Source organism: Crossiella sp. S99.2, assembly GCF_023094165.1.
GTDB lineage: Bacteria > Actinomycetota > Actinomycetes > Mycobacteriales > Pseudonocardiaceae > Crossiella.
Window position 1 is genome coordinate 791,072 of the sequence record NZ_JALMDK010000001.1, and the last position, 11,491, is coordinate 802,562.

Sequence of the window (11,491 nt, forward strand, 5' to 3'; positions counted from 1 at the left end):
GGTTCAGCGCATGGCCGCGGTGATCTCCTTGGCCCATTCCCACGGGCGGGCGGTGCCGCCGGGGTTGGAGTTGAAGTACTCCCAGCCGTCCACGCCGCCGAAGGTCGGGTACTTGGCGACCAGGGCGCGGATGGTGGTCTTCAGCGTGTCCAGCTCCACGTACCCGCCGCAGGAGGCCGGGTTGGTGATCACGCCGGCGACCACCTTGGCCGCCGGGATGAGCTTGCGGTCGATGATGCGGTCATAGCCGCTGGTGTTGGCCATGCTGCCCCAGCCGCAGTAGAACTGGGCGTTGAACCAGTCGATCTTGCTGCCGCGGTCCCGGTACAGCGTCTCGTAGTCGAAGCCGGAGATGTTGCCGCCGCCGTAGAGCGCGCTGGCCACCGGGGCCAGGGTGATGATGAAGCCGCTGCCGAAGTCGGCGCGCAACTGGTCGATGAGCTTGGTGATGCCAGCCTGGGACATCTTCTCCTCGACGTCGAGGTCGACGCCGTTGAGCCCGTAGGTGGTGATCACGTTCTTCAGCAACGGGTAGAAGGCGCCGAAGTCGCGTTCCAGGTTCGCGTAGGTGCCCTGGGCCGCGCCGCCGACCATGCCGATTACGTTGACACCGCGGTCCTGCATGGTCTTGAGGTCCCGCCACATCTGGGTGTAGCGCTCGTGCGCCGGCGGGTGGTCGTTGAGGTGCACTGATTTGTCCGCGTTGAGGTGGATCGCGGCCACGATGAGGTCGGTGACCCCGGTGTTGTTGGTCAGCAACGGCAACGGCGAGACGTAGTCACCGGTGGCCCCGTTGCTGTACTGGGTCTGGTAGTAGACGACGGTGCGCTGGTAGGGCGCGGCCTGCGCGGGCAAAGCCATGGCCAGCAACAGGACCAGCGCCCCGCCTGCCGCCGTGAGCAGCTTGCGCATCAGTGATCTCCTTCGGTGACAGGGGTTCGAGGGAGTCGCACGGTGATGATCTCGAAGGGTCGCAGGCTCAGGTCGAACCCGTTGCCGGTGACCTCGTACTCGACGGTCTCGTCCCAGCGGCGTTCCAGCAGGTCGGTGGAGTACGCGGCGGCGACCTCGGTGCCGAGAGTGAGCCGGGTCCTGGCGCGGCAGCCCAGCGCCTCGTAGAGCCGCAGGACCAGATCGCCGCTCTGGTCCTCGGCGAGCTTGACCGACTCGACCACGACGGCCGGGTTGTCCACCGTGACGAGCGGGGTGATGGCCGCGCCGGAACCGGGCACCACCCGCTCCGGCAGGTTGATCCGGTACCCGGCGCGCACCGCGTCGGCCTTGTCCGCGCCCACCACCAGCGCGTGCCGGAACCGGTGCACGCCGTGGTCGGTCTGCGGGTCCGGGAACCGCGGCGCGCGCAGCAGCGAGGCGCGGATGACGCTGACCGTGCCACCGCCCTCGCGGGCGCTCCGGCTGATGTCGTGGCCGTAGGTGGAGTCGTTGACCAGCGCCACCCCGTAGTCCGGTTCGCCGAGGTGCACCCAGCGGTGCGCGCAGATCTCGAACTTGGCCGCGTCCCAGCTGGTGTTGGTGTGCGTGGGCCGGTACACGTGCCCGAACTGGGTTTCCGCGGCCACCCGGTCGGACTGCACGTCCACCGGGAAGCTCAGCTTGAGGAACTTCTCCGTCTCGTGCCAGTCCACCTCGGTGTCGATCTCCACCGACCGGCTGCCCGCGCGCAGGGTGAGCAGCTGGGTGACGGTGGAGACGGAGAAGGACCGCTCGATCCGGATGGTGGCCAGCTCTGGCGAGTTGGTCTCCACGCTGACCTGCTTCGCCGCGGTCAGGTCGGTGACCTTGTTGCGGTAGAAGGAGTCCACGTCCCAGGCGTCCCACATGTTCGGGAAGTCCGGGTGCAGCTGCAACAGGTTCGCCCGCGCGCCCGGTGCGATCACCTCGCGGTCGGCGAGCTGGTCGTGGATCGAGCTGATCAGGCCGTCGCCGTCCACGGTCACGGTGACGAACTCGTTGGCCAGCACTGTCACACCATCCACTGTGGACAGAGTGACCGGATGTCCGGTGAACTCACCGCGGGTCAGCGCGCCCGCGGCCGGGACCTCGGCGTGGGCGTGCGGGGCCGCGTTGAACACCACCGGCTGGGCCCCGGCCCCGGCCAGGGCCTGTTGCGCCGCACCGATGATCTCGTTCAGCTCGTCGGCGACCGCGGCGTAGGTCTCCTCGGCCTCCCGGTGCACCCAGGCGATCGAGGAGCCGGGCAGGATGTCGTGGAACTGGTTGGTGAGCACCAGTTTCCACAGCCGGTCCAGCCGCTCGTACGGGTAGGCCGCGTCCAGCCGGATCGCCGCGGTGGCCGCCCACAGCTCGGCCTCGCGCAGCAGGTGCTCGCTGCGCCGGTTGCCCTGCTTGGTCTTGGCCTGGCTGGTGTAGGTGCCGCGGTGGAACTCCAGGTACAGCTCGCCCACCCACACCGGCGCGTCCGGGTACTCTTCCTCGGCCTTGCGGAAGAACTCACCCGGCGGCTCGACCGTGACCCGGGTCGAACCCTCCACATCGGACAGTCGAGCCGCCCGGGCAAGCATCTCGCGGGTGGGGCCGCCACCGCCGTCGCCCCAGCCGAACGGGACCAGTGAGCGGGTGGCCTTGCCCTTCTCCTGGTAGTTGCGCGCGGCGTGCGCCAGCTCCTTGCCGCTGAGCTCGGAGTTGTAGGTGTCCGCGGGCGGGAAGTGGGTGAAGATCCGGGTGCCGTCCAGGCCCTCCCACCAGAAGGTGTGGTGCGGGAACTTGTTGGTCTGGTTCCAGCTGATCTTCTGGGTGAGGAACCAGCGGGAGGCCGAGGCACGCACGATCTGCGGCATCGCCGCGGTGTAGCCGAAGGAGTCCGGCAGCCACACCTCGTTGGTCTCGATGCCGAAGCGGGACAGGAAGTAGTTTTTGCCGTGCACGAACTGCCGGGCCATCGCCTCCGCGCCGGGCATGTTGGTGTCCGACTCCACCCACATCCCGCCAACCGGCACGAACTGCCCGGTGTCGATCTTCTCCTTGACCCTGGCGAAGACCTTCGGGTGGTGCTCTTCGATCCAGGCCAGCTGCTGCGCCTGGGACATCGCGAAGTGGAAACCGGGGTGCTCGTCCATCAGGTTGGTCACGTTGGAGGCGGTGCGCGCGACCTTGCGCACGGTCTCCCGCAGCGGCCACAGCCAGGCCGAGTCGATGTGCGCGTGCCCGATCGCGGAGACCTGGTGCGCGCTGGTGTGCGCGGGACGGCTGAGCATGTCCACCAGTTCGGCGCGGGCCGCGCTGGCGGTGCCGTTGACGTCCTGCAGGTCCACCGCGTCGATGGCGCGGTCCAAGGCGCGCAACAGTTCCCAGCGCCGGGCCTCGGTCAGCGGCAGCTCCAGCATGAGCTGGTAGAGCACCTCGATGTCCTGCACCAGGTGCCACACCTGGTGGTCGAACACGGCCAGGTCGGCGCGCGCGATCCGGTACAGCGGCGCGTCGCTGGAGGTGAGCCGGTCGCCCTCCTGGGTGGGCTGGAACGGGATGTAGTCCAGCAGCACCGGGTTGGCCGCGGCCTCCAGGTAGTAGACGACCTGCTCCCCGCCCTGGGCCGGATCGCCGACCGGCAGCCAGGTGTTGCGCGGGTTGAGGCCCTTCACCGGGGTGCCATCGGCGCGGTAGGCCAGGCCCTCGCACTGGAACCCGGTCATCTTCTCGTCGAAGCCGAGGTCGAAGACCAGCTCTACGGCCAGCCCGGCCCATTCCGGCGGCACCGTGCCGGTGAGCCGGAACCAGCTGGTGCCCCAGGCCGGACCCCATTGCGCGCCAACGGCACTGGGCTCGTACTCGGCGGCGAGGCCCTCGGCCGCGGGCACCGGCTCACCGGGGGCGTGCCACACGGCGAGGTCGACGCCGACCGAGCTGGGGTAGACCGCGGGGCGGATCCGCTCCCGCAGCACCCGCTCGATCCGGCCCTCGATCAGCTTGTGGTCGTCATGCATGCTTGCTACTCCAGACGTCCGGCACGTGCACAACCTCGGAGATGCCGCGGGCGGCAAGGTGTTCGGCGTCGTGGGCGACCGATGCGCGCACGACGGCCGGTCGGGCGCCCTGCTGCGCCAGGCGCAACCAGGCTTCGAAGAATTCCCCGCCGGGGCCACAGGTGGACCGGGCGGGCGCGGTGTGCTCGTCGCCGACGTCGAGCACCAGCGCGGTCTTGCGCACAATCCGTTGGGCAGGCGCGGTTTTCTGCGCGGCGACCGCGTCCGCGATGGCCTGCCCGGCGGGTTTGCGCTGGTTGTCGTTGGTGAACAGGCCGAGCCCGTACTCCAGTTCGGGGAAGTCGGCCAGCTCCCGGCTCACATCGTGCGAGCACCACCAGGTGATGCCCCACAGGTTCGGGCAGGACAACGCGTTGGCCACGGTGGCCGCGGCGAACTCGCCGGCGCGCTCGGCCGGGATGTGCGGGGCGGGCGCGCCGACCTCCTGCAACCACACCGGATGCGCTGGATCGGTGGCCCAGGCCGCGGCCAGTTCGACCTGGTACTCGGCGTAGTGCGCGGTGGCCGCGGAGTCACCGCCGTAGCGCTGCGCGGTGCCGTTGAACACCCAGGAGTGCACGTTGGTGGCCGCGCCGATCCGGGCCGCGTGCGCCGGGGTGAACGGGTGCCCGTCCTGCAACCACACCGCGTCGTAGGCGCAGTGCGTGTGGAATTTGCCGGGCGCGCCCTCCTCGCAGGCCGCCAGGAGCTGGTGCAGCCAGGACTCGGCCTGGTCCACGCCAACGGGATCCGGGTCCGGATGCGGTTTGTCGGAGAACTGGTTGACCTCGTTGCCCAGCGTCATACCGAGGAAGTTCGGCTTCTCCGCCAGCGCGGTGGCCAGCGTGTTGAGGTAGAAGGCTTCTCCCGCAACGACATCCTGGTCAGTGAACATGTTCCGCCGGTGCCAGCTCACCGTCCACGATGGACGGAAGTCGAAGCTGGACAGGTGGCCCTGCAACCCGTCAACGGCCACGTCCAGACCGCGCTCGGCTGCCGCGTCCACCACCGCCAGCAGATCCCGGACCGCGTTGCCGCGCACCAGGTTCCGGTTCGGCTGGAACACCGGCCACAGCGGGAACACCCGGATGTGGTCCAGGCCCAGGCCCGCGATCGAGTCCAGGTCCCGCCGCACCGCGTCCAGATCGAAGTCCAGCCAGTGGAAGAACCAGTCCCGCGCAGGTGTGTAGTTGACGCCGAATCGCACGCTCAACCCTTCACCGCCCCCTCACCGACCCCGCGGAAGAAGTACCGCTGCAGGCTCACGAACATCAGGATCAGCGGCGCCACGGCGATGATGGTGCCCGCCGCGACCAGCCGCTGGTCAAGGGCGAAGGTGCCCTTGAGGTAGTTGAGGCCGATGGTGAGCGTGTAGTTCTCCGGGTTGCTCAGCACGATCAACGGCCACAGGAAGTCGTCCCAGCTGAACATGAAGGAGAAGATCGCCACCACGGCCACCGAGCCCTTCACCGAGGGCAGCGCGATCCGGGTGAACCGTTGCCAGGCGTTCGCCCCGTCGATCACCGCGGCCTCCTCCACCGCCGCGGGCAGCGCGCTGAAGGCGTTGCGCATCAACAACACGTTGAGCGCGCCGATTGCCCCGGGCAGCACCACCGCGACCAGCGTGTCGGCCAGGTTGAGGCTGCGCATCATCAGGAACAGCGAGACCAGGATCGCCTCACCGGGCACCAGCAGCGCCAGCAGGAAGGCCAGCACCGCGAAGCCCCGGCCGCGGAAACGCATGCGGGACAAGGCATAGCCGGCCATCGACGCGCCGAGGCAGTTGAGCACCACGTTCGCGCTGGCCACCATCAGCGAGTTCAACGCGAAGTCCCACACCGGGACCACGTCGGCGACCTTGCCGAAGTTGGCCAGCGTCGGATCACTGGGCAGGAACGCGGGCGGATAGCTGTAGATGTCCTCGCCGACGCCCTTGAGCGAGGTGGACAACTGCCACAGGAACGGGCCGATGGACAGCAGCAGCACCGCCACCAGCACCAGGTAGCGGAGCACGAGCCGGATCCTCACGCCTCGTCCTCCTTCCGGTTCAGCCGCAGCACCAGCAACATCAGGCCGAGGGTGAGCACGAACAGCACCAGGCTCAGCGCGGAGGCGTAGCCGAGGTCGCCGTTGAGGCCGGTGGCCGTCTGGCGCATCAGCATCACCAGCGTGATGTCCGCGCCGCCGGGCCCGCCGGAGTTGCCGGAGAGGATGAAGATCTCGGCGAAGACCCGGAAGGCGGCCACCGCGGACAGCGCGGCCACCAGCACCATGGTCGAGCGGATGGTGGGCACGGTGATGGAGAAGAACCGGCGGATCGGCCCGGCCCCGTCCACCTCGGCCGCCTCGTGCAGTTCCTTGGGCACATTCGCCAGCGCCGCCAAGTAGATGATCATGTAGTAGCCCAGGCCCTTCCACACCGTCACGACCATCGCGCTGATCAGCAGCAGCGTCTCGTCGGTGAGGAAGGGGATCGGCTCGGACACGATTTGCAGGCCCTGCAACAGGCTGTTCACCAGACCGCGGCTGTCCAGCAGCCAGGTCCAGATCAGCCCGACCACCACGATGGAGGCGACAACCGGGGTGTAGAAGGCCGAGCGGAAGAAGGTGATGCCCGGGACCTGCTTGCGCACCAGCAGGGCCAGCAGCAGCGGCAGCACGACCAGGGCGGGCACCACCCCGACCACGTACAGCGAGGAGTTGGTGATCGCGGTCCAGAACTGCGGGTCGTCCAGCATCCGGACGAAGTTGTCCACCCCGGTGAACTGCCCGCCACCGAGCGCGGTCGCGTCGGTGAAGGACAGCAGCACCGTGTTGAGGAACGGGTAGACGCTGAACAGCAGCACCACCGCCAGGCCGGGCGCGAGGAACAGCCAGGGCGTCAGCCACCACTCCCGCTTGACCGGCTTGCGCCGCTGGGCTAGCTCAGCCATTGGGGCGCAACAGCTTGTCGCTCTGCGCGACCGCGTTGTCCAGTGCCTGCTTCGCGGACTGCTTGCCCAGCATGGCGTTGGCGATCTCGTTGCGCAGGATGGTCTTCATCTGGTCGGAGAGCTGCACCGGGGTGTAGTTGACCGCGCCGGCCAGCTGCTTGGCCGCGGCCACCCGGACCCGGCCGACGTCGGTGCCGTCCTCGGCGGTGAAGAAGCCGTCGTCCAGGGTGCCCGCGGTGCTCGGGAAGACCGTGACGATCTTGGCGAAGGCGAGCTGGTTCTTGGCGTTGGTGACGAACCGGGCGAAGGCGATCGCGGTCGGCTTGTTCTTGCTCTGCGCGGCGATGGACAGGCCCTGCAGGTACATGTTGGCCTTGCCGGTGTTGCTCATCGGCTCGGTGATGCCGATGTTGGCGTACAGGCCGGGCGCGTCGGTGCGGAACTTCTGCAGGTCGTAGGCGCTGCCGGAGGACAACGCGATCTGCTGGGCGAGGAACTTCGCGCCCGCGCCGGTGTAGGTGGCCGAGAGCGCCTCGGGCAGCAGTGCCTTGGCGTCGTACATGGCCTTGTACAGCTCGATCAGCTGCACGCCCTTGCTGTCGTTGAAGGTGAACTTGGTGCCACCCTCGTCCATCAGCGGCACGCCGTACAGGCCGAAGTCCTCGATGCCGGGGGTCTGGCCGAGCATGGCGACCTTGCCGCCGCTGACACTGGCCAGCCGCAGCGCCTGTTCCTTCAGCTCGTCATAGGTCTTCGGCGGCTTGTTCGGGTCCAGGCCGTTCTGGCCGAACAGCTGCTTGTTGTAGAAGTACGGGCCGGTGTTGAGGTACCAGGGGAAGCTCGCGTTGCGGCGCAGCGCCGGGTCGGGCGAGGGCATCACGTACCCGGCCCAGGCGTTGGGCAGGTAGTCCTTCTTCGCCTCCGGCGCCGCGGTGTCCAGGTCGAGCAGCAGCTTCTTCTGGTACAGCGGGTAGGCCAGGTCGGGCGAGAGGTTCATGATGTCCGGCAGCGTGCCCGCGGTGGCGTCCGCGCTCAGCTTGTCCGCGTAGCCGTCCGCGGGCTGGTCCAGCCACTCGACCTTGGTGCCGGGGTGCTGCTTCTCGAACTCGGCGATCAGGCCGGTGAAGTAGTCGCCGAACTTGCTCTTGAGGTTCCAGGTCTGGAAGCTGACCTGCCCCTTGATCTCACCGGTGACTGCCTGGTTCCCCGGTTGCTGCCCGGACCCGCCCAGTCCGCAGCCGGACAGCGCGAGCGCCGCCGCCGTCATCGCGGCCAACACCGTTGTCGACCCTCTGGCAAGGCGCATGACGAGAACTCCTTCGGCGGGTTTCCAGGTGGGGTGAAAATTGCGCTGTCGATCGGGCTGCGTCAACACCGGAGAGTAGCCCTGTCCACTTTCTTGTCCAGTGCTTGACAGGCCGTGTTCACCCGCGCGACAGTGCCTGAACTAATGCGCTTTATCTCGGAATCGATAAACCGCTTTACTTCGGGAGGTGCACACCCGGTGGAGGCAGCCGCCAGACGGGTCACCATCAGGGACATCGCCCGAGCCGCGGGGGTCTCGGAGAGCGCGGTCTCGTTCGCGCTCAACAACCGGCCCGGCGTGTCCGAGCAGACTCGCCAGCGAATCCTGAAGGTGGCCGAGGATCTGGACTGGCGGCCGAACAGCGCGGCCCGCGCGCTGTCCGCGGCCAAGACCGACGTGGTCGGCCTGGTGTTCGCCCGGCCGGCCGCCACCCTGGGTGTCGAGCCATTCTTCCTGCAGCTGGTCTCCGGAATTCAGACCGCACTGGCCCGCAGTTCCACCGCGTTGCTCTTCCAGGTGGTCGAGGACCTTTCCGCCGAATGCGAGCTGTACCGCCGCTGGTGGGCCGAACGCCGGGTGGCCGGACTGCTCGTGGTGGACCCCCGGCTGGTCGACCCGCGCCCGGCGCTGCTGGCCAAACTCGGGGTGCCCGCGCTGGTGATAGGAGGCCCGTGCCCCGGTGGCACGCCCAGCATCTGGGTGGACGACGCGGCCGCGATGGGCGCCATCGTCGATCACCTGGTCGGCCTGGGCCACCGCCGGATCGCGCACATCGCCGGCCTGCCCAGACTGATCCACACCGAACGCCGGGTCCGCTCCTTCCAACAGGCCATGCAACGGCACGGCCTGACCGCGGAACCCTCGCTGGCCACCGACTACAGCGTCGAAGCCGGCGCCGGGGCCACCCGCAGGCTGCTCACCGCGCCCGAGCGCCCCACCGCGGTCATCTACGACAACGACGTGATGGCGGTGGCCGGCATGAGCGAGGCCAGCAAACTCGGCGTGCGAGTGCCCGCCGAGCTGTCCATCGTCGCCTGGGACGACTCCGCGCTCTGCCGCCTGACCCACCCCCAGCTCACCGCGCTGGTCCGGGACACCGCGGCCTTCGGCGCCCGCGCCGCCCGGCGGTTGCTCGGACTGGTCGGCGGACTGCCCGCGCAGGACGTGCAGGACGAGCTGCCCAGGCTGGAGCCGAGGGGGAGCACCGCACCGCCTGTCGGGGGTAGCGGCTAGCGTCACCGGGGTGCGGCGGGGCGGGAGCGAGACGAGGGGTGGCCCAGTGCTCGCCCTTCCCTCCGGGGTTACCCCGGGGAGCAGTGTTTTAGCTGGTCAGTGCGCCCCGCGTGGCTCGGTACGCTCCGCGTGCAGGCCCCACGCGGCTCACGATGGCAGAGGTCGCCCCGCCCCGCCGCACACCCCAGGGCGCGTCCGATGACCGCACCCGACCTGCTGGGCATCGCGCAGGCCGCGCTCGCCGGTGCCTGGACCCGTGCCGCCCTGGCCGCCCGGCTGGCCGAGGTCCCGCTGCACACCGCGCCCAACCCCGACCCCGAGGCCCTGGCCGCCCGCCTGCTCGACCTCAGCCCGAGCCCGTTCTTCGGCCCGCCCGAGGCCCTGGCCCGCCTGCTCGCCGAGCTGCCCCGCCAGGCCGAGCCCCCAGTCCCGCCGCGCCCACGCTGGCGCGCCGAGGTCCCGCGCTGGGAGACCCCGGCCGACCTGGCCGCAGCCCTGCGCCTGACTCCCGGCGAACTCGACTGGTTCGCCGACGCCCGCACCTGGAACCGCCGTGCCGCAACACCCCTGCGCCACTACCGGCACCACTGGCTCGGCCGCCGCCCGCTCGAAGTCCCCAAACCCCGCCTCGCCGAGATCCAGCGCAGGCTCACCCGCCTGCTGCTGAGCCGCCTGCCGGTGCACGAGGCCGCGCACGGTTTCCGCCCCGGCCGCTCCGCCGCCACCTTCGCCGCCCCGCACGCCGGGCAGCTCCTGGTCGCCCGGTTCGACCTGGCCGGGTTCTTCACCTCGATCACCGCCGCCCGGTTGCGCGCCTACTTCCGCCACCTCGGCTACCCGGGCAACCTCGCCGTCGCCCTCACCGGCCTGCTCACCACCGCCACCCCGCCCGAGGTCCTGCGCGCCGCACCCGCGGGCCCCGAGCGCCATCGGCTGGCCGTCCCGCACCTGCCGCAAGGCGCGCCTTCCTCGCCGGCCATCGCCAACGCGCTGGCCGCGCGGCTGGACCGCCGCCTGGCCGGGCTGGCCGGGCGGATCGGCGCGACCTACACCCGTTACGCCGACGACCTGGCCTTCTCCGGTGACCTGCCGGTGGACCGGCTGCGCGCCGGGGTGCGGCGGATCGCGCTGGACGAGGGGTTCCGGCTGCACCCCGGCAAGACCCGGATCGCGGCGGCGCACCAGCGGCAGCGGCTGGCGGGGCTGGTGGTCAACGTGCGGCCCGCGGTGTCCAGGACGGACTACGAGCGGCTGCGGGCGGTGCTGCACAACTGCGCCCGGACCGCGCCGGCAGCGCAGAATCACGCCGGGCACCCCGACTTCCGCGCGCACCTGCTGGGCCGGATCGGCTGGGTCGGGGCCACCCATCCGGCACGGGCGGCGCGGCTGCGCGCGATCTTCGACACCATCCACTGGGGGCAGGCGTGACCGAGACGATCACCGGCGAGAGCTACGCGGACGCGGTGCTGGGCAGGCAGAGCTGGACCGGGCGGCACTTCGTCGCCTGCGATTTCACCGATGCGGATCTGCGCGGGCTGGTCACCGCGAACTGCACCTTCACCGACTGCCTCTTCGCCGGCACCGACCTCGGCGAGTCCAAGCACACCGCGAGTGCCTTCCGCAGCTGCACCTTCCGCGGCACGGTGCTCAGTGAGTCCACAATGGACAACTGCTCGCTGGTCGGCTCCAGCTTCGAGCGCTGTCGGCTGCGGCCGTGGACCCTGCGCGAGACCGACCTCTCGCTGACCGCGCTCGGCGGCGCGGACCTGCGCAGACTGACCCTGCGCGGGATCCGGTTCCGCGAGGCCAACCTGGTCGAGGCCGACCTGCGGCACGCCGACCTGACCGGCGCGGACCTGATGGGCGCCCGGATGCAGGGCGCCAAGCTCGGCGAGGCCGATCTGCGCGAGGCCCGGCTGGACGCGCACGCCCTGGTGCAGGCCCAGCTGCTCGGCGCGCGGGTGGACCTGGGCACCGCGGTCGCCTTCGCCGCCGCGCACGGCCTGGTCGTGGACTGA

9 protein-coding genes are annotated in these 11,491 nt (G+C 70.0%); 3 read left to right on the forward strand and 6 right to left on the reverse strand.

Annotated elements, in window-relative coordinates:
• Positions 1–3 precede the first annotated feature (3 nt).
• Genes MZC64_RS03905 through MZC64_RS03930 form a run of 6 tightly spaced genes read right to left on the reverse strand, consistent with a single transcriptional unit; the run spans position 4 to position 8,240 of the window.
• Entirely contained in the window at positions 4–912 is a 909-nt protein-coding gene (locus MZC64_RS03905; RefSeq protein ID WP_247755668.1) for a glycosyl hydrolase family 18 protein, read from the reverse strand.
• Complete coding sequence (locus tag MZC64_RS03910; RefSeq protein WP_247755669.1) at positions 912–3,962, reverse strand: glycoside hydrolase family 38 C-terminal domain-containing protein; 3,051 nt, start codon at positions 3,960–3,962, stop codon at positions 912–914. The genes MZC64_RS03905 and MZC64_RS03910 overlap by 1 nt, the downstream gene beginning before the upstream one ends.
• Positions 3,955–5,208, reverse strand: a complete 1,254-nt coding sequence (locus MZC64_RS03915) for a glycosyl hydrolase (protein ID WP_247756249.1) — start codon at positions 5,206–5,208, stop codon at positions 3,955–3,957. The genes MZC64_RS03910 and MZC64_RS03915 overlap by 8 nt, the downstream gene beginning before the upstream one ends.
• Positions 5,209–5,210: 2 nt before the next feature.
• A complete protein-coding gene (locus MZC64_RS03920) occupies positions 5,211–6,029 on the reverse strand; it encodes a carbohydrate ABC transporter permease (protein ID WP_247755670.1) in 819 nt (272 codons plus the stop codon).
• Positions 6,026–6,934 carry a carbohydrate ABC transporter permease gene (locus tag MZC64_RS03925; protein ID WP_247755671.1) on the reverse strand — a complete coding sequence of 303 codons (909 nt, stop codon included), beginning with the start codon at positions 6,932–6,934 and terminating at the stop codon, positions 6,026–6,028. Before MZC64_RS03925 ends, MZC64_RS03920 begins: the two co-directional genes overlap by 4 nt.
• Positions 6,927–8,240: an extracellular solute-binding protein gene (locus MZC64_RS03930; protein WP_247755672.1), complete on the reverse strand. Its 1,314-nt coding sequence runs from the start codon at positions 8,238–8,240 to the stop codon at positions 6,927–6,929. Before MZC64_RS03930 ends, MZC64_RS03925 begins: the two co-directional genes overlap by 8 nt.
• Before the next feature lie 198 nt (positions 8,241–8,438).
• On the opposite strand from MZC64_RS03930, the gene MZC64_RS03935 reads away from it, so the two are divergent.
• The 3 genes from MZC64_RS03935 (at position 8,439) to MZC64_RS03945 (ending at position 11,491) form a co-directional block, all read left to right on the forward strand.
• The gene (locus MZC64_RS03935; protein ID WP_247755673.1) at positions 8,439–9,473 is read left to right on the forward strand and encodes a LacI family DNA-binding transcriptional regulator; all 1,035 of its coding nucleotides are present in this window, start codon (positions 8,439–8,441) and stop codon (positions 9,471–9,473) included.
• Positions 9,474–9,671: 198 nt separating this feature from the next.
• Positions 9,672–10,901, forward strand: coding sequence for a reverse transcriptase family protein (locus MZC64_RS03940; RefSeq protein ID WP_247755674.1), 1,230 nt, complete (start codon positions 9,672–9,674; stop codon positions 10,899–10,901).
• Complete coding sequence (locus MZC64_RS03945; protein WP_247755675.1) at positions 10,898–11,491, forward strand: pentapeptide repeat-containing protein; 594 nt, start codon at positions 10,898–10,900, stop codon at positions 11,489–11,491. Before MZC64_RS03940 ends, MZC64_RS03945 begins: the two co-directional genes overlap by 4 nt.